Origin of the sequence: Sunxiuqinia elliptica (genome assembly GCF_900113005.1) — a bacterium.
GTDB classification, from domain to species: Bacteria; Bacteroidota; Bacteroidia; order Bacteroidales; family Prolixibacteraceae; genus Sunxiuqinia; species Sunxiuqinia elliptica.
In genome coordinates this window covers 32,988-51,257 of sequence record NZ_FONW01000002.1, presented here as the reverse complement: position 1 = coordinate 51,257, position 18,270 = coordinate 32,988, and the positions used below count along the sequence as shown (strand labels likewise).

Below are 18,270 nucleotides of genomic sequence, written 5' to 3'. Positions count from 1 at the left end.
AAACAGACAAATAATTACAGATCATGTTGAATATTTTACTTGTTGGATCAGGAGGAAGAGAGCATGCCATGGCATGGAAAATTAAGCAGTCGGCAAAAGTAAACCAACTGTACATTGCACCAGGCAATGCAGGAACAGCTGACTTAGGCGAAAATATTGCCGTAGGTGTTTCTGATTTTGAAGGCCTTAAAAAAGTTGTTTTAGAAAAAGCCATTGACTTGGTGGTGGTTGGCCCCGAAGTCCCATTGGTTGAAGGACTTCACGATTACTTTTTAGCCGATGAGCAATTGAGCCAGGTCAGAGTGGTTGGCCCGCAAAAGACAGGAGCATTACTTGAAGGCTCTAAGGACTTTGCCAAAAAATTTATGGCTCGTCACAACATTCCAACAGCAAAATATACAACTGTAACTCCTGAGACACTGGAAGAAGGAATCGCTTTCTTGAAAGAAATGAAAGCCCCTTATGTGTTGAAGGCTGATGGTTTGGCTGCTGGTAAAGGCGTGCTGATCATCGAGCAACTTGAAGAAGCAGAGGCATCTCTAAAAACCATGCTTGATGGCCAGTTTGGTGCTGCATCGAGTAAAGTGGTTATCGAAGAATTTTTGTCTGGCGTGGAGCTTTCCGTTTTTGCAATTACCGATGGAAAAGATTACCAAATCCTTCCTGAAGCAAAAGATTACAAGCGAATTGGCGAAGGCGATACAGGTTTGAATACGGGTGGTATGGGGGCAATCAGTCCGGTTCCTTTTGCTGATGCCGCTTTCATGAAAAAAGTGGAAGATCAAGTGATCAAGCCAACAGTTGAAGGGCTTCAGAAAGACCAAATCCCTTACAATGGATTTATCTTTTTCGGGCTGATTAATTGTGATGGCAATCCATATGTGATTGAGTACAATGTTCGCATGGGTGATCCTGAAACCGAAGCTGTTATGCTGCGTATCAAATCAGATTTTGTTGATCTGCTGGAAGCTGCTGCTAATGGAACAATGGCCGAGCAATCTATCGAGTTTGATGAACGCAACGCAGTTACAGTCATGTTGGTTTCAGGTGGTTATCCGGGTTCCTACGAAAACGGAAAAGTCATGAGCGGATTCGGTGATGTAAACGACAGCATCCTTTTTCATGCCGGAACAAAGCAAGCTGAAAACGATGTGGTAACAGCCGGAGGTCGTGTCATTGCTGTCAGCTCTTACGGAAATTCCATGAAAGAGGCGCTGGCACAATCATACGCCAATGCCGAAAAAATTGATTTTGAAGGCAAGTACTACCGGAAAGACCTCGGATTTGATTTATAAACTCTAACAAGCGCAATCCGGACTCAATGATACTCAGGATACTCAAAACCAATCAGGCATATCATTTTTTACTCATTCCTCTCATCGTACTCGGACTATGGTTTCGTTCTTACATCCATCCCGAATACTTTCCGTTTTTTGAGGGAGAAAATGCAATGTTCCTGTACAAACCGGTACACCAGTGGCTGTCGCAATCAGCCCTGGTAAGTAATCTGTTGGCCATGGTGTTCGTTATTGCGCTGTCTTTTCTTGTTTTACGGCTAAATACGGCCTACGCTTTTATCCGTATCCGAACATTTTTACCATCCAATATTTTTGTCCTGATTGTCAGCGGACTGCTTAGCTTGCATGCGCTGCATCCGGTTTACTTTGCCTTGCTGTTTTTGCTGCTCTGTGTCGACCGGATTTTTCAATCTTATGAACTGGAACAATTTCACGCCAGTGCATTCGAAGCCGGCTTTTTTATTGGCTTGGGAAGTTTATTTTACCTGAACCTGATTTTCTTTTTCCCAGTCATCTGGATCGGATTTCTATTGATTAAGAAACAGTACCAGTGGCGCAATTTCATTCTCCCCCTGATGGGAGTTGGCGTCCCTTGGCTTTTCACTTGGTCGTATTACTTTCTAACCAATCAGTGTGCTGTTTTTACCGAGACCATTACAGCCAACTTGTACGTTGATAACCACTTTTTAAGAGATAACCTGCCCTTGCAGATCTACCTTGGCTTTCTCACTGTTTTAACCCTGTTGTCAAGTATTTTTCTGCTCAATCAATACGACGAAAAGAAAATCAGTACCCGTAAAAACTTTCAGGTTTTCTTTTTGATTTTCTTCATTGCCTTTGTCTTGTTAATTGCCGTGCCGGCAGTGTCCCAGGAAATCTTGATCATCATGTCGCTCCCACTCACGTTTCTAATCTCAAACTACCTGATTTTCATGAAGCGAAAATTCTGGAGCAATTTATTCATGTACCTTTTTATTGCTCTGATTATTTACATGCAGTTTGTCTGATGAATCCGAATAAACCGACATTGGCGATTTATGGAATTCAGGACCGGGATTCCTACAAGTATCCGTTTTATGTGCATGACCATAATCTGGCAATTATGCAACATGGAAAAGTTGTTGAGTTTCTGCAGCTGGAAAGGGTATCACGGCGCAAAAGAGACAACAGCCTGCACGAGCAACTTTATGCCCTGCTAAAAGAGAAACGCCTGCTGGGGAACGATTACGACCTGGTTTTTGTGGACAATGTGGTCGGACGCACCTTCTTAAGCTCACAAGGAAACGTTCGTTTTGAAGCCCCACTACCTCAACTACTGGCCTCTGATTTGGAACCTGGCAATGGCTGGTGGTTTGGCAAGCAAGCTTCAGCCTGGGCCCTCAACCACGAACTGGCCCACATCTGTTCGTGCTTACCTTTTTTTGGTCCTTTTAAACCCAACAGCCTGCTTGTTCACTTCGATGGAGGAGCCAGTAAAAGCAATTTTTCGGCTTGGCTTTACCGCGGTGATAAAATTCAAAAGCTAACTGCCCACTGGGACTACCAGTACCTGACCAGCTTGTTTAATGCCAATGCCTTGGTTTTTGGAATGATTGGTGCCAAGCTATACGATCAAAACTCGGTCCCGGGGAAAATGATGGGACTCGCCGGACATGGAACCTACCGGAAAGAGCTCAATGAATGGCTGAAAAAGCACGATTACTTTCAGCACATTTGGAATAAAAAATCGAGCTTCTTTCAGCAGGCAAAAGCCGATTTCAATGTTGACCTGAAGTCCTTTGATCAGAAGAATTCCTTCTTACAAGATGTTATTGCCACCTTACACGAATTATTTGTACGGGAAACCCTTGAAATTTTCAAACGACTTCAGCAACAATATAACTCCAAAGTACTCTATTATTCCGGTGGCTGTGCTTTAAACATTGTTACCAATACCCGCCTTGTTGAATCCAGCATCTTTGAGGAAGTTTACATTCCTCCTTGCTGCGAGGATTCCGGGCTTGCACTGGGAGCTGCAGCTTATGCCGAATGGCGCAAACACGGCACTGTGGAAAAACACAGTCCGTACCTAAACAACTGGAATCTGCCAACAGAAACACTCCAATACACCCCAGAAGATCTGGAGTTAGCTGCTCAGAGCTTGTTAAAAGGGCAGGTTATTGGTGTGTGCAATGGTTTTGGAGAAGCAGGACCAAGAGCTTTAGGAAACCGCAGCCTGTTGTGTTTGGCTGATAAGCCCAAACTCGCTCAGCAAGTGAGTATGCAACACAAAAAGCGAGAATGGTATCGACCTGTGGCTCCAGTGATGCTAGAAAAAAACGCTCGCTATTTTACCGAAAAAGATCAAATTCATCCCTTAAGTGAATACATGCTTCTGGATTTTGATATCATTCCGGACAAGCGAAATGAGCTGGCTGGAGCTGTCCATATTGACGGAACGGCCCGCATTCAAACCATCTTTAAGCGAGAGCAAAATGCGTATCTCTTTGACTTGCTGTCGCTGCTCTCCGACAAATACCACGTTCGGGCCTTGATCAACACCTCGTTCAATGGCAAGGGAGAGCCCATTGTCCATACCTCCGAAGATGCGTTAAATTCAGCACAGCAAATGGGAATTGACGGCCTTGTTCTCAACGGAAAATTTCAACAATTGTAAATCAATTTACCTCCCTTCCAAAGGGAAAAAAGCGGAATATAATTACTTCCACCAGAAGCTGTTTCTAGTCCTTTTCCGATGCCTTTCTTTACGCCTTCTCACCTCTTCCGTTAAACTTTCGCTCAAAAAAAATTCATTCAGCTTGTAACGTCTCCCCTGACTGTTCGTCCTATAAAATGTAAGCCACATTGAAACATTAAACTTTCATCAAAAAGGGGGTCAAAATGCAATTGACATGGAAAAATGGCCCGTTCATCGAATAAATGTCAGAAAAAAGCGATGAAATCCTCAATTTTGAAAAGAAAGCCGAAAACTAGAAAACAATGATTAAACTAAACAACATCCACAAATCCTACGACATGGGGAGCAGCAAACTGCATGTGCTCAAAGGCATTGATCTGGAGATTGAGCAGGGCGAGTTTGTTTCTATCATGGGATCCTCAGGATCCGGCAAATCTACCTTACTCAACATATTAGGCATGCTCGACAATTACGATGAAGGTTCTTACCTGTTAGCCAATAAGTTAATTGCCAACATGAGCGAAAAGAAAGCAGCCCAACTTCGTAATGACATGGTTGGATTTGTCTTTCAATCGTTTAACCTCATCTCGTTTAAAAATGCCATGGAGAATGTTGCACTGCCTTTGTACTATAAGGGAGTCAATCGCAAAAAGCGCAATGCCATTGCTTTGGAATACCTCGAAAAATTAGGTTTGAAAGAATGGGCTGAGCACATGCCCAATGAAATGTCAGGCGGACAAAAACAACGTGTAGCCATTGCCCGTGCCTTAATTTCAAATCCAAAGATTATCCTGGCCGATGAGCCAACAGGAGCTTTGGATACTTCTACCTCCTACGAAGTGATGGACATCCTGAAAGAGATTAACGATGCTGGCATTACCGTTATCATCGTTACTCACGAACACGATATTGCAGCGATGACCCAAAAGGTGGTTCGTTTGAAAGATGGGCGGATTGATGAGATCATCCGGAATGGAGAGCTTCGCGAATTCCGCCATACCTACAACAAAGAATTGGTAACAGCCTAAACCAAACCATTCATGTTTGATATCGATAAATGGCAGGAGATCCTGTCAACCATTAAGAAGAACAAGATGCGTACGTTCCTGACCGGCTTCTCTGTTGCCTGGGGAATTTTCATGCTGATGATCCTGCTGGGTTCCGGAAACGGACTAAGCAATGGGGTTGCCAGCAATTTTATGAACGACGCAGTAAACGCCATGTGGATCTGGACCGGCGAAACAACCATTGCTCACCAAGGCTTAAAGCCAGGGCGTCCCATCCAATTTCACAATGATGATTACGACATTATCACCAATATTCCCGGCGTGGAAACAGCATCGGGCCGTTACTTTATGGGAAATACCCGTTATTCCTATGGAAAGGAATCAGGGGAATACACAACAGTCACCTGCCATCCGGAACTGAATGAAGTAGACCGCATGGAACTCCTGGAAGGACGTTTTATCAATGACGTTGACATTCTGCAAACCCGGAAGGTTGTCGTGATCGGGAAAGATATTCACGAAGCTCTTTTTAAGGAAAAGCCTGCTTTGGGTGAATACGTAAGAATCAACAATGTCCCATTCAAAGTAGTTGGCGTTTGCATTGAACCGGAGTCAACCCGAAACCGCAATGCCTACATGCCGGTATCAACGGCCCAAAAAGTATTTAACGGCTCCAACAGGCTACACAATTTTGCCATAACCATCAACGGAGAAACACTGGACGAGAGCCAGGCCATTGAAGAACGCATTCGAACCACTTTTGCCCGAAAACACCGCTTTGATGTTGCCGACGAAAGTGCCATGGGCATGTACAACAAACTGGAAAACTACATCCAAACCATGCGGATTTTTCAGGCTATCAAGATTTTCATCTGGATTATCGGAATTGGAACGCTCATCGCCGGAATTGTAGGCGTAAGCAACATCATGCTCATTGTCGTGAAAGAGCGCACCAAAGAAATTGGTATTCGTAAAGCGATTGGAGCCAGTCCGGCTTCTGTCATTGGCTTAATTCTGCTGGAATCAATCCTGATTACCACGCTGGCAGGCTACATTGGGCTTGTACTGGGCACCGGACTTATGGAGCTCGTCAACTATGCGATGGTTCAATCGGCAGGAGATGCCGCAGGACAAGGAGAAACCATTTTTCTCAACCCGACTGTCGACTTTGGAGTGGCAGTGTCTGCGACCATTCTGCTGGTTGTAGCCGGAACCATTGCAGGCTATATCCCGGCGAAACGGGCAGCCAGTATTAAACCAATTGTAGCCTTGCGCGACGAATAAAACCTAAAAAAACAACCATGTTTGATCTTGACCTTTGGAAAGAAATATTAAGTGCCCTCAAGCAAAACCGGATGCGAAGCTTCATGACTGCCTTCGGTGTATTTTGGGGAATCTTCATGCTCATCATTATGTCGGGAGCCGGACGCGCCTTGGAAAATGGAGTGATGGAAGGGGTTAAAGCCTTTGCCACCAACTCTGCTTTCTTTTGGACCGAACGGACCAGCAAGCCATACGAGGGCTTTCAGCGCGGACGCCGATGGATTTACAACAATCAGGATATTGAATATATCCGGCAAAGTGTGAAAGAAATCGAGTACCTGTCGCCTCGCCTCTTCGGTTGGCAGCAGAATGGAGACAACACCATTCGTGGCGAGCGCACCGGCGCCTTCAACATCTATGGCGATTACCCTGACTACTTCAAAATTGATGGGTGGACTCCGGTAAAAGGACGGTTGATGAACGAGATTGACGTCCTGCAAAAACGGAAAGTGTGTGTAATTGGTGAGCGTGTTGAAGAAGTCATGTTTGATAAAGATGAAGACCCGATTGGCCAGTACCTTAAAATCAGCGGAGTCTACTTCCAGGTGGTTGGAGTAATCCATCCTGAAACCCGTATCAATATTGGTGGAGGAAAAAAGGAAGAAACCATTATCATCCCATTCTCAACCATGCAAACAGCTTACAATTATGGCGATGAAATTCACTTTTTCTCGGTAACGGCTAACCAAGGAACCAGTGTAAGCTCGCTCGAAGAAAAGCTAAAACGAATTTTGAAAGAGCGTCACAAGATAGCGCCCGACGATATGCAAGCCATTGGCTCGTTCAACATTGAAGCTGAATTTAAAAAGTTTTCCATGTTGTTCTTGGGAATTCAGGCGCTAACCTGGATTGTCGGTATCGGCACCCTATTGGCAGGCGTTATTGGAGTCAGCAACATCATGCTTGTGATCATTAAAGAGCGAACGCAGGAAATTGGGATTCAGCGTGCCATTGGAGCTACCCCCGGGAAAATCATGCTTCACATCATTGCTGAAAGTGTTTTCCTGACGGTTATGGCAGGCTACATTGGGCTGTCGCTGGGAGTTGCCCTGCTCGAAGTGCTTAACCAAATCCTGTTGGCTGCCGGCGATGAAGTCTTTTTCCGCAACCCGGAAGTCAACCTAACAATGGCTTTATCAGCCTTGGCTGTCTTGGTTTTTTCCGGAGCTTTTGCCGGATTTATTCCAGCTCGACGAGCCATCAAAATTAAACCAATTGATGCCTTGCGCGATGAAAGCTAAGCAACAAGAAGTAAAACTGAAATAAAACTAAAATAAAAACCGAAACGATGGAACAAGCTCTGGAAACCGATCTTCCTGTAAAATCCGGCAACTTCGGAGGCGAGTTTCAGCAAATACCGTGAAAACATAAAAAACAGAACAAGATGAAAAAGATTTTTAAAATTTTGGGGATCGCGCTGCTAGTCGCAATTTTTGGAGGAACTATCTATTTCCTCTACACCAAATCGAAAAAACAACCCGATGTTTTTGAAACCAAAACGCCCTTTGTTAGCAATGTCATTCGAAAAACAGTAGCAACCGGCTCGGTGGTTCCACGCCAAGAGATTGAAATTAAACCTCAGGTTAGCGGAATTATTGAGGAAGTCTACATTCAACCCGGAGATTTTGTCAAGAAAGAACAAATCATTGCTAAAATCAAGATCATTCCAGACATGGTTAACCTGAATGCTGCTGAGTCTCGTTTAAACCAAGCTAAAATCAACTTTGAAGATTCGAAAATCGACTATGATCGTCAGCAGAAGCTATTCGACTCAGAGGTTATTTCATATGAGGACTATAAAAAAGCAAAAGTAGGCTACGACACCTCTAAAGAAGAGTTAGCTGCTGCCGAAAACAACTTGGAATTGATTAAAAATGGGGTGACTAAAAAGGCTCAAACAGCGACCAACACCTTGGTTCGTTCAACCATCAACGGCATGGTATTAGATGTTCCGGTAGAGGAAGGCAATTCGGTTATTCAATCAAACACCTTCAACGAAGGAACCACCATTGCATCTATTGCTGACATGCAAGACATGATCTTCGAGGGAAAAGTGGATGAAACCGAAGTTGGTAAAATCAAGGAAGGCATGCCGATTGAACTGGAAATTGGAGCCATCGAAAAAGAGAAGTTCCAAGCTATCCTGGAATACATTTCTCCGAAGGGAGTTGAAGAAAACGGAGCCATTCAATTTGAAATTAAAGCCGATGTATCGTTGAAAGACGATCAGTTCATCCGAGCTGGATACAGCGCCAACGCGAGCATCGTCCTTGAGCGCAAAGACAGCGTGATGGTTATTCCGGAAGGCATGCTAAAATTTGAGAATGACTCGGCTTTTGTTGAAGTGCTGATCAACGAAGAAGAGAATCAATTTGAAAAACGAAAAGTCGAGACCGGAATTTCTGATGGAATCAACATCGAAGTGGTTTCAGGCTTAGCAAAATCAGATAAGGTAAAAGGCGAAAAAATCGATCCGAAAAAGCTGAAGGAAGAAACTGACAACCAAAATACTTAATCAGAATTGGTAACTGAATAGCTGGAACAAAACGGAGGCATTAAAAATTTGAAAGCACACCAAAATTAGCTGAAGTGAATTCCCCGCTATTCCAAACGAATGACTAAATTAGCTTGGTGGAAAACATAAAGAAAATAACAATGAAACGACTATTTCAACTCACTGCACTGCTGGTCTTGATTTTCTCGGGAGCTGTGAATGCCCAACAATCATGGGATTTGCAACGTTGCGTTGATTATGCGCTTGAGAATAACATCCGGATTCAGCAGCAGGACATCAATTCACAATATTACGAAAACGAATTGCAGCAAGCCAAGAACAACCGCCTACCTTCGGTGAATGGTGGCTTGTCCAACAGCTTCAACTTTGGGCGCTCGTTGCAGTACGACAATACTTACGCCAATTACAACTCGAACCAAACAGGTGGAAGCTTAAGTGCAAACATGACGCTTTGGAATGGGTTCATCCTTCAGAAGTCAATCACAAAAGCTGATTTGGACTTGAAAGCCGCCTTGGCCGATCTCCAAAAAGCAAAGGATGACATTTCCTTGTACATCGTGGCCGCTTATCTCGAAATCCTTTTTGCCGAAGAGCTGGTTCAGGTTGCTGAAGCTCAAACAGAAGTGACCAAACTGCAGATTGAACGCACGGGCAAGCTGGTTGATGCCGGAAGCCTGGCTAAAGGAAGTCTGCTGGAGATTGAAGCACAGCTGGCTCGCGAAGAATTGGACTTGGTGAACCAACAAAACAGCTTACAATTGGCCTACCTCAACTTGTATCAACTACTCGAATTGCCTTCAACCGAGCAGTTTAAGATTGAAAAGCCTGTTCTGCCAGTTGTTAAAGCAAACGGTAGCTTGCTAAATTCGATGGAAGTCTTTCGTCAGGCTGTGAACCTTCGCCCTGAGATTAAAAGTGCAGAATACCGTTTGGGAAGTTACCAGGAACAGGTGGCTATTGCCAAAGGCAGTTTGTACCCAACACTTACTTTTGGCGCTGACTACTACAACTCGTACAACAACAAGTATGAAGACTTCAACGGCGATAAGATTTCGCTCAACGATCAGTTGAAAAACAACGAACGTTATGGCCTTGGCGTAAATCTGTCGATTCCGATTTTCAACAAAGGGCAAGTTCGAACGCAAATCAAGAATGCTGAGCTGCAAGTGATCAACCAGGAATATGAACTTCAAAACACCAAAAACGTGTTGCGCAAAGATATTGAGCAGGCCTACACCAATGCAGTAGCCGCTTTGAAAAAATACATGGCCAGTAACAAAGCCGTGGAGTCGATGCAGGAAGCCTTTCGTTACACCGAAGAAAAATTTAATGTGGGCATGGTAAACACAGTGGAATACAACCAATCGAAAAATAACCTGACCAAAGCTCAAAGTGACCTGTCGCAAGCGAAGTACGATTATATTTTTAGAACAAAAATTCTGGACTTTTACAACGGGATCCCCATCCAATTATAAAAATCGGTTTTCATTACTAGATACCAAAATCCGATCGGTAAGCAACCACTGATCGGATTTTTTCTGCTCGGCTTCAAGCTTCCATAATCGATTAACTTTCGAATACCTTGAAGCCTTGTTGCATATTCTGATAAGCTACCCAAATTAAGGCATTACAAACATCCGATAGTCTTACATCTGAAAATCTAACGATCTATTATCTTCTTAATCGTAGAATTTTAACTTTTGCTGAAGGCGTTCCATCATTCGCACAATACGATTGGCTTTGGTTGCTTCCGTTTTGGCTTCGTAAATCCAATCGAGGTAAGCCTTTTGTTCTCCTTCTGAAAAAGAACAGAAATTCTGGTAAAGCTCCGGAGCTTCATTTTTAAAACAATCCCGGATTTCTCCCGGAATCTCTAGCTCAGAATCATCCGGAAATAAAATTACATGCACCGAGTCGCCTGCTGCTTTACCAATTTTCTTTCTTAAGGCTGCTTTTACCGGAAGAAACAGTCGCCCATTCCCCATTGGCATCAGTTTGTATTGCTTTAAAGCCACATCATCAATCGATCCTTTTACCTTCACCCACCCAAAAGGATTATTCTTGTTCTGCAGGACTTCCGGTATTTCAGCATAGGTCCAGCCTCCCTTTCCCGGAAACTTCTCCAAGCGGTAAACGGCATCAACAAGTGGTTTTTGTTCTTTCATCTGGATTGAATTGGCATGACGTTTTCTACAACAACCAACTGCATGGCTTTGCTTATCCCTTTTTTCATTTTAAAGCGAAAAACAAAAGCCACCGTGCAACACACACGATGGCTTTCATTAATTATTTAAATCCTTCCAAGCAAAGGAACTGCAGACCAACAAGGGATTTATCAGGGCTGCAAGTCCTTCAATGCAAGTTTATCATTCAACAACTTCAGCTGCTATTTTAAAGGAAGAAGGGAAAGAATAGGCTTGTCCAATAGGGCACAGCTGTTTGGCCTCCGTAGCAATTGCTTGCAGTTCGTCATCGCTAAGCCCTTCCACTTTCACGCTTACCTCCAACTCCGAGTGTGTAACCTGGTCGCTGTCGTACGAAATGGTGCACGCCGTATCCAGCGACTCAATCGTGTATTGCTTCTGAGATAGCAACATCGCCATCGTCATGTTAAAGCAAGCAGCATGTGCCGCAGCTAAAAACTCTTCTGGAAGCGTAACATCGCCCGAAGAACGCTTCATAAAACTATAGGGAACTTTATTGAGTAGCGGGTTATCAGATTGAAACTCTCCTTTTCCACGCTTAAGACTATCGGTCCAATTGGCCTTTACAGTTGTTTTCATAGTTGCTTTGTTTTTATTTTTCAGGCAAAATTAGAACAAGCTCCTCAAGCGAAAAATGGATATTTGGTCCAAAGTACAGGACTTTTTCCACAGTAAGCGTGTAACCCGATGGTGCAATAAATTTATGAACTAAGATAATTTTTTCGGAAAGTGAGCGGGGCAACTTGCGTTTGCACTTTGAAATAACGGCTAAAATAAGCAGCATCTTCGTAGCCCAGCTTATGAGCAATCTCCTTCACTGTAAGCTGAGTGTGCACCAACAAGCGTTTCGCCTGCAGCATGATGCGATTAACAATGATGCAGCTGGGCGTTATCCCGGTATCTGTAGTTATTCGTTTGTTCATTGTTTTGGTGGTTACCCCCAGCAGCTTGGCATACTCGCCCACATAATGCAGGCGGGTATAGTTTTTCTCTACCAGCTGACTAAACTTCCGGCTAAACTCATCCTGCTCCGACAGCTCCAATTCGCCCGATTTTCGCTGCTTAAGCCAGGTCCTTGTCGATTCAATAATGATGTACTTAACCAGTATCCGCACTTTTTCCTCGGTCCACCGATCGGGCTGCTTCAACTCCCAGCTAATTTCATCCACCACATTATCAATTTTGTCAACCTGTGCCTTATCCAAAGCCATGTAAGGAGTGGAAAAAACATTGCTAAACAAAATGCCATCGCAGGCCAGTTCATGATCATGCAATTCGATGCAGTAAAAATCGGGATGGAAAAACACCAGACGCCCCTTAGCAGGAGTCCCAAGCTCAAAAAACTGCTCTTCGTTGAAAAAGAAAATGCCGTCCTGCTCGCAAACATATTCTTCAAAATCAATGCGAATTTTGCTCCCTTTACTCAACAAGACAATCTTGTAAAACCCTTTCAACACAAGATCCAGGCGTGATAGATCAACACCCTCTCCAATTAGATATTCCCCGTAGTCGGGCTGCTGCTTCCTCATAATTTACCCATTACATCTACTCGTTTCAATAACTCAACAAGTCCCCAATTATTTTGCCCCTCATCAAACCAAACACAATTTAAAAAGCAGCCAGGCTATTTCTTCAGTTTATAAGTCAAGCCGGCTAAAAAATGAATTGATCTGGTTTCAATACGTCCATCATCCCTCATAGGCAGTTTCGAAATATTGCTCAAGCCATAATCACTCCGCAGCTCAACCGATAAGGATAAGCGCTCATTGACAGGATGCTCAGCTCCAAGTCCCAAAACCAAGCCAATATTTATTTTTTGGAAACCCTCAGATTCATCGACAGTATGCTTGGGCATTCCACCAAAAGCCTCTGTAATTGTTTTTTGCTGAATTAAGTAGCCGAACGAAGGACCGGCATTGGCAAAAAAATGGGTTGTATTCCCCACTGTTAGTTTCGCCAGTAAGGGCATCGTCAGATAATCAAAATTCATTCGTGCTTTATACTCTTCAAACGATTTTTCATCCAGGGTCAGCACCTCCGACTTTATCATTGAGCCCTTCCGTTCAAAAGCAAGGGCTGTTTTAACCGACAACAGGTCACTAAGCCGGTATTCCAAGCTTGGCCCCACGATAAAACCCAACCGGCTATCATGATAGTCATCGATAAAATCATTTCCACTTAATGAAGCCAAACTGGGACCAAGTTCAAGCCCAAGTTTAAACCTGCTCGTCTGCCCATAGGCGACCGACGCACAAAGAATAAACATCATCAATAAGCTCGTTATTCTATTCATCATTCTATTTTGGAAAATTAATACTAAACAATGTCCTCAGCATTTTCATCGAGCCAGCTTAAGCCCTAGTTTGAGTTCGACAGAATGGTCTTTCACTTGAATCCTTTGGTCTTTGAAACGATTGGTCAATGCGGGGCTATAGGTCAGCTCACAAAAGAGTTTCTCATCGAATTCCAGTCCCAGCCCAACAAAACCGCCAAAATTGCTTTTCTTGAAATCATCAATCTGACTGCTGTACATGTCAAACTCAGGCCCATCCTCGCCTTCCTGAATAACGGCATCGTCATAAGCCAGCATGTAATCGCCATAAATTCCTAACACCCCGTAAGGCATCAGTTTGGTTGCAAAAGGCGTTAGTTTAAGTCCTAGGTTTAACTGCAAATCATGGAATACCACATTCTTGTCAATAACTTCCACTGCTGGACCACCACTAACAAACTCATGATTATCCACAAATCCTTTTTGAATGTAACCAATTTCGGGCCTGAGACGAAACGTTTTATTCAGCTTCTTCTCCGCAAACAGGAAGGCCGCCATCCCCACATGATAGTCGATTGACGGAACATAGATGCTTGATTTATAATCCCAATCCTGGGTGGCATACGTTGCTCCCAAGCTCACTCCGTATTGATCGAAAAGCTGTGCTTCTCCATCAATGGCTCCGAGCAGTAAGACCAAGAGCATCCATAATCGTTGTTTCATTATTTTAATTTTTGGGTGGTTTATCATTTTGTTGGCTGAATAATGAGGGACTAAGTGTTGATCCTATATATTATTAGTTTGTAATAGCACCATACAATATAATCGGGCAGTAGCGGAGGGAAGTAAGGTGCAGGCTAATCAATTGGAAATCCTTCATTTTTAAGCTCTCTCTTCTCTTGCTCATTAAACCTATCAATCACTAAATCCATTTTCCTCTTATTCTTTTTCTTACCCCAAACCCATTCATAAATATCTCCCATGTGAGATTTGCCCTTGTACCATTTGCCTTCTGGATTTAATGTTCTATTATATCTAAACGCCTTCCATTCTGGTGTATAATCTTGTACTTTTGATTTCTTTTCCCAAGTTCTTGGTTCTTCAAATTGTAATTCCCAAACCTCTTCAAGTTCTTTCTTTAATTCAGCTGATATTTTATTCTTCTTTGGAAGAATTGCACTATTAAAATGATTTTGATAGGACATCTTATTTGGGTTCTCATCATTAACTAATTTATCAAGGTAACGCTGTACAACATGTTCGGGTTTTCGACTTGTTTCTTTATAATCAAAACCCAATTCTTCAATTTCCTTCCTTAATTCTAATTTCCTAGGAGGATTTTCGTTGTTAGCTTGTTTTACTCCAACTAAGAATGTTCCTATTGTCTCGTTATTAAATTTGTATCTGTGATTTGCCTTTACGTTTTCACCTGCTTCCAATGCTTCTTTTAAAATTCTCAACCAATTAAGCTCAATTAACCTTTCACGTTCCTTATGACCATCTTCAAAATGAAAATCAATTGAGATTAATTTTTCTAAATGCTCTTCAGGCATCTTTAGAGTTGGATGATTGTATATGTTTTTTTGCTTCCGAAACCATCCATATAAAGTTCTATCATGATAATCTCTAGGAACTGTAGTCTTATTATACTTCTCTTTGAACTCTTTCATTCTTTCGAACATTGAATCCCATTTTTCAAGATATTCTTCTGTTATCTTCAGTTCATATCTCTTTGGAGATTTTTTATTCTCCGAGATTTCAATATTTCCAAGTTCTCCAATTTTGGGATTCCGATTCTTTTCCTTTGAATTATCATGAGCATTAACAGTGTAGTCTTCATCGGACTCATATTGCTCAATAGAAACTCGGGAATTATCAACTAGAAATTTTATATGCTCAGGAGTTACTTTGTCTAAATTATCACTATCAAATTCAAGTAATGGTGAATAATACTCCTTTAATTGATTTAAAACTTTAAACCCACTTTTATCTTCTCCTGTAAAGTCAAGTAGTATAGATGATTCAATATTAAAGAATAGACCTGTTTTAGTTAGATTCGAAGAACCAACTATTATTCTATTTCTTAATTCTCCCTCAAATAAATAGATTTTAGGGTGAAATATGTATCTTTTCGAATTGTAAACATATGCTTCAACATCAAGTTCTAACAACATTTCCAGAGCTTCTTTTGATGTTATCTTATCATCTATTCCAACATAAATGGTAATATTTCTTTTTTGAGCTATTGCGGTCTGAATGAAAGGTTTCAGCTTCAATAGTCCTTTACTTCTCATGAAAGCAACAAAAAACGTAATATCTGTGAAAACTTCTTCTTTTAATGAGGAACAAATGTAGTCTCCAGTTGATTCTTCAACATTATCTGTTAATCCTTGTCCGATGAATTCTGTTATCATTTTTCAGGTTGTCTTTTTTCGCATGAAGCGCAACGTCTGCATATATCCACCTACTCGTCAATTACTTTTTCATTTTCACCGCTCAATTTACAAAACTTTACAAAATATAGGTATGACTAAATTCAATTTTGGATTGTTTCTAAATAGCTTCTATTTAACAGCTCAGGGGGTACTTCGGAAGTACCCTCCCCCCACTTATGAAGTACCCCCTCCCACTTCAAACCTGACTCAAGTTAGCCCTGAGGTGACTGCAGTCGGGTACCAGCTAACTCGCCCCAGGTTCAGGCTAACTGCAGTTAGTTCCGGCCAGACTCCAGTTGTCCCAAAGGGAACTGCAGTCGACAAAAAGATGAAAGGAGTCACCCAAAAGCAACCAGTAGTTGGCACAAACCTGACTCGAGTCGGATCCCGGCTGACTTGAGCCGATTTGGTGGCGGTAGTGTTCGAGAGTGTTCAATAAACGGTGTCCTGTAAACAAAAAAAGACAGTCTCCTGAAAACAGATCCTGCCTTTAGAACACTTCAACTAAAACCATCCAACTAGGGGAACTTACTCAACCGTCCGATTGCCATTGCTGGCAAAGCGTTTCTTCAGATCGTCGTAGATGGTTTTGGAGCCGGGAATACTAAGCTTGGCGGCCTGCTTCACCGAATTGTAATACATCAGTGCCGCCGTATAACCTTCCGATCCGGCTTGGGTGGTGGTATCGTCCAGGTTGGCCGCCAACTGCTGAACCGGCCGCAAAATAGCCATCAGCTTTTCCCAGCTGTCCATGTCATTCTGGAAGCCTTCCAAATCGAGAAAGGGAGGGGCAAACTGGGCATCACTCTCGCAATAGTCCAGGCACTTTTCGACAAACGGGGCCGTACCATCACTCATCTTGGGTAAAGATTGCCGCTCCTCAGCATTCAAGGCAATCAGGTAAGGACTCAAAAGGCTAACGGCTTCGTTGATCTTTCCCGCAGCCTCCTCAGCGACCGCACTGGGAAGCTGGTAATTGATTTTGTTTTCCATAGTTTGTGTGTTTTAAATAATTAAAAGAATTCGTTCACAACAAGTTACATCCTAATAATCAAAACTAGGGTACCGGTTAAGCAGAATTTCATGAACTGCACTTTTTTCGTGATGAGCCCCCCACCTGAGCCAACGAAGCGCACTTTTTGCTACTTAAAAACAAGGCAAATTAGCCCGAAATAAGCTTCAACAAGGGACTTAGTTGTCTCAAAAACGTCATTTTTTGGGGAGAAAGAATCTGAAATGGAGATTCAATTGATCAAATCGATTTAAAATGATGATTGACATAGGAAAATGTTGAACCCATCCTGGGTTCTGGGGACTGCTCCATTCATTATTGTCCGTAGGTAAAACCTACGGCTATAGTTGTTAAACCCTGCGGGTTATTTTGAATCCGGAACTGGATTCAACAACAATAACTACAGGTGCAACCTGTAGATTTCCAACTGTATTACGACAAAAAGGAACCCCGAATGGGGGTTCAATTAATGAAATCGATTTGAAAAGGTCATCGCCTTAGGAAGATATTGAACCCGTTCAGGGTTCTGGCGACTGTTCCATTCATTATTGTCCGTAGGTGTAACCTACGGCTATGTTTGTTAAACCCTGTGGGTTATTTGAATCCAATTCTGGATTCAATAACAATAACTACAGGTGCAACCTGTAGATTTTCAACAACATTACGACAAAAAAGAACCCCGAACGGGGGTTTAATTAATGATGTTGAACCCATCCTAGGTTCTGGGGACTACTTCATTCTCAATTGTCCGTAGGTAAAACCTACGGCTATAGTTATTAAACCCTGCGGGTTATTAAAAAAAAGACCCTCTTGATATGTTCCGAAGAACATTGATCGTTCCCTCACTTCAGTGAGCTGTGCTATTTATTATTTTCCATAGGCTGCGGCTATACTAGTTAAACCCTTCGGGTTATTTGAATCCAGTTCTGGATTCAACAACAATAACGACAGGTACAACCTGTAGGTTCTCAACAGCATTCTACCAAAAAGGAACCCCGAATGGCGGTTCAATTAATGAAATTGATTTGAAAAGATCGTCGCCTTAGGAAGATATTGAACCCGTTCCGGGTTCTGGGGACTGCTCCATTCATTATTGTCCGTAGGTAAAACCTACGGCTATAGTTGTTAAACCCTGCGGGTTATTGGAAAAAGACCCTTTTGATATGTTCCGAAGAACATTGATCGTTCCCTCACTTCAGTGAACTATGCTATTTATTATTTTCCATAGGTTGCGGCTATACTAGTTAAACCCTACGGGTTATTTGGAATCAGGAACTGGATTCAATAACGATAGGTGCAACCTGCAAATTCCCAGCAGCACTACGACAAAAAAGGACCCCGAATGGGGGTTCAATTAATGAAATCGATTTGAAAAGGTCATCGCCTTAGGAAGATATTGAACCCGTTCCGGGTTCTGGGGACTGCGCGATTCATTATTGTCCGTAGGTGTAACCTACGGCTATGTTTGTTAAACCCTACGGGTTATTGGAAAAAGACCCTTTTGATATGTTCCGAAGAACATTGATC

16 protein-coding genes are annotated in these 18,270 nt (G+C 42.6%); 9 read left to right on the top strand and 7 right to left on the bottom strand.

Features of this window, described 5'->3' with window-relative positions:
- The first annotated feature begins 23 nt into the window (after window positions 1-23).
- The 8 genes from purD (at window position 24) to BM156_RS04875 (ending at window position 10,295) form a co-directional block, all read left to right on the top strand.
- Window positions 24-1,295, top strand: coding sequence for a phosphoribosylamine--glycine ligase (purD, locus tag BM156_RS04910; RefSeq protein ID WP_244525709.1), 1,272 nt, complete (start codon window positions 24-26; stop codon window positions 1,293-1,295).
- Window positions 1,296-1,321: 26 nt separating this feature from the next.
- Window positions 1,322-2,305 (top strand): DUF6427 family protein, encoded by a 984-nt coding sequence (locus BM156_RS04905; RefSeq protein WP_139218216.1) that lies wholly within the window; start codon window positions 1,322-1,324, stop codon window positions 2,303-2,305.
- Window positions 2,305-3,954: a carbamoyltransferase C-terminal domain-containing protein gene (locus BM156_RS04900; RefSeq protein ID WP_093918732.1), complete on the top strand. Its 1,650-nt coding sequence runs from the start codon at window positions 2,305-2,307 to the stop codon at window positions 3,952-3,954. Before BM156_RS04905 ends, BM156_RS04900 begins: the two co-directional genes overlap by 1 nt.
- A gap of 323 nt (window positions 3,955-4,277) precedes the next feature.
- On the top strand, window positions 4,278-5,003 hold the full coding sequence (locus BM156_RS04895) for an ABC transporter ATP-binding protein (RefSeq protein WP_093918731.1): 726 nt from the start codon (window positions 4,278-4,280) through the stop codon (window positions 5,001-5,003).
- Between the two features lie 12 nt (window positions 5,004-5,015).
- A complete protein-coding gene (locus BM156_RS04890) occupies window positions 5,016-6,266 on the top strand; it encodes an ABC transporter permease (RefSeq protein ID WP_093918730.1) in 1,251 nt (416 codons plus the stop codon).
- A 17-nt stretch (window positions 6,267-6,283) separates the two neighbouring features.
- Complete coding sequence (locus BM156_RS04885; RefSeq protein WP_093918729.1) at window positions 6,284-7,546, top strand: ABC transporter permease; 1,263 nt, start codon at window positions 6,284-6,286, stop codon at window positions 7,544-7,546.
- A 143-nt stretch (window positions 7,547-7,689) separates the two neighbouring features.
- On the top strand, window positions 7,690-8,820 hold the full coding sequence (locus BM156_RS04880; protein ID WP_093918728.1) for an efflux RND transporter periplasmic adaptor subunit: 1,131 nt from the start codon (window positions 7,690-7,692) through the stop codon (window positions 8,818-8,820).
- Between the two features lie 140 nt (window positions 8,821-8,960).
- Complete coding sequence (locus BM156_RS04875; protein ID WP_093918727.1) at window positions 8,961-10,295, top strand: TolC family protein; 1,335 nt, start codon at window positions 8,961-8,963, stop codon at window positions 10,293-10,295.
- 204 nt (window positions 10,296-10,499) lie between these two features.
- On the opposite strand, the gene BM156_RS04870 is transcribed toward BM156_RS04875, so the two are convergent.
- The 6 genes from BM156_RS04870 to BM156_RS04845 all read right to left on the bottom strand — a co-directional run bounded on the left by BM156_RS04870 (window position 10,500) and on the right by BM156_RS04845 (window position 15,710).
- A complete protein-coding gene (locus BM156_RS04870) occupies window positions 10,500-10,985 on the bottom strand; it encodes a YdeI/OmpD-associated family protein (RefSeq protein ID WP_093918726.1) in 486 nt (161 codons plus the stop codon).
- 201 nt (window positions 10,986-11,186) lie between these two features.
- Entirely contained in the window at window positions 11,187-11,603 is a 417-nt protein-coding gene (locus tag BM156_RS04865; RefSeq protein WP_093918725.1) for an OsmC family peroxiredoxin, read from the bottom strand.
- 122 nt (window positions 11,604-11,725) lie between these two features.
- Window positions 11,726-12,553, bottom strand: coding sequence for a helix-turn-helix domain-containing protein (locus tag BM156_RS04860; protein ID WP_093918724.1), 828 nt, complete (start codon window positions 12,551-12,553; stop codon window positions 11,726-11,728).
- Between the two features lie 95 nt (window positions 12,554-12,648).
- Window positions 12,649-13,320: a porin family protein gene (locus BM156_RS04855; RefSeq protein ID WP_093918723.1), complete on the bottom strand. Its 672-nt coding sequence runs from the start codon at window positions 13,318-13,320 to the stop codon at window positions 12,649-12,651.
- 42 nt (window positions 13,321-13,362) lie between these two features.
- On the bottom strand, window positions 13,363-14,019 hold the full coding sequence (locus BM156_RS04850; protein WP_170846867.1) for a porin family protein: 657 nt from the start codon (window positions 14,017-14,019) through the stop codon (window positions 13,363-13,365).
- Between the two features lie 134 nt (window positions 14,020-14,153).
- Complete coding sequence (locus BM156_RS04845; RefSeq protein WP_093918721.1) at window positions 14,154-15,710, bottom strand: helicase associated domain-containing protein; 1,557 nt, start codon at window positions 15,708-15,710, stop codon at window positions 14,154-14,156.
- A 112-nt stretch (window positions 15,711-15,822) separates the two neighbouring features.
- On the opposite strand from BM156_RS04845, the gene BM156_RS04840 reads away from it, so the two are divergent.
- Complete coding sequence (locus tag BM156_RS04840; protein WP_093918720.1) at window positions 15,823-16,131, top strand: hypothetical protein; 309 nt, start codon at window positions 15,823-15,825, stop codon at window positions 16,129-16,131.
- A 128-nt stretch (window positions 16,132-16,259) separates the two neighbouring features.
- On the opposite strand, the gene BM156_RS04835 is transcribed toward BM156_RS04840, so the two are convergent.
- A complete protein-coding gene (locus BM156_RS04835) occupies window positions 16,260-16,724 on the bottom strand; it encodes a hypothetical protein (RefSeq protein WP_212733420.1) in 465 nt (154 codons plus the stop codon).
- Window positions 16,725-18,270 lie beyond the last annotated feature (1,546 nt).

Bases quoted from the DNA above. Each gene is read 5' to 3' on its own strand.
- BM156_RS04890 (WP_093918730.1), top strand. From the start codon at position 5,016: ATGTTTGATATCGATAAATGGCAGGAGATCCTGTCAACCATTAAGAAG.
- BM156_RS04885 (WP_093918729.1), top strand. From the start codon at position 6,284: ATGTTTGATCTTGACCTTTGGAAAGAAATATTAAGTGCCCTCAAGCAA.
- BM156_RS04850 (WP_170846867.1), bottom strand. From the start codon at position 14,019: ATGAAACAACGATTATGGATGCTCTTGGTCTTACTGCTCGGAGCCATT.
- BM156_RS04895 (WP_093918731.1), top strand. From the start codon at position 4,278: ATGATTAAACTAAACAACATCCACAAATCCTACGACATGGGGAGCAGC.
- BM156_RS04835 (WP_212733420.1), bottom strand. From the start codon at position 16,724: ATGGAAAACAAAATCAATTACCAGCTTCCCAGTGCGGTCGCTGAGGAG.
- BM156_RS04855 (WP_093918723.1), bottom strand. From the start codon at position 13,320: ATGATGAATAGAATAACGAGCTTATTGATGATGTTTATTCTTTGTGCG.
- BM156_RS04845 (WP_093918721.1), bottom strand. From the start codon at position 15,710: ATGATAACAGAATTCATCGGACAAGGATTAACAGATAATGTTGAAGAA.
- BM156_RS04865 (WP_093918725.1), bottom strand. From the start codon at position 11,603: ATGAAAACAACTGTAAAGGCCAATTGGACCGATAGTCTTAAGCGTGGA.
- BM156_RS04875 (WP_093918727.1), top strand. From the start codon at position 8,961: ATGAAACGACTATTTCAACTCACTGCACTGCTGGTCTTGATTTTCTCG.
- BM156_RS04870 (WP_093918726.1), bottom strand. From the start codon at position 10,985: ATGAAAGAACAAAAACCACTTGTTGATGCCGTTTACCGCTTGGAGAAG.
- BM156_RS04860 (WP_093918724.1), bottom strand. From the start codon at position 12,553: ATGAGGAAGCAGCAGCCCGACTACGGGGAATATCTAATTGGAGAGGGT.
- BM156_RS04880 (WP_093918728.1), top strand. From the start codon at position 7,690: ATGAAAAAGATTTTTAAAATTTTGGGGATCGCGCTGCTAGTCGCAATT.
- BM156_RS04905 (WP_139218216.1), top strand. From the start codon at position 1,322: ATGATACTCAGGATACTCAAAACCAATCAGGCATATCATTTTTTACTC.
- BM156_RS04840 (WP_093918720.1), top strand. From the start codon at position 15,823: ATGACTAAATTCAATTTTGGATTGTTTCTAAATAGCTTCTATTTAACA.
- purD (WP_244525709.1), top strand. From the start codon at position 24: ATGTTGAATATTTTACTTGTTGGATCAGGAGGAAGAGAGCATGCCATG.
- BM156_RS04900 (WP_093918732.1), top strand. From the start codon at position 2,305: ATGAATCCGAATAAACCGACATTGGCGATTTATGGAATTCAGGACCGG.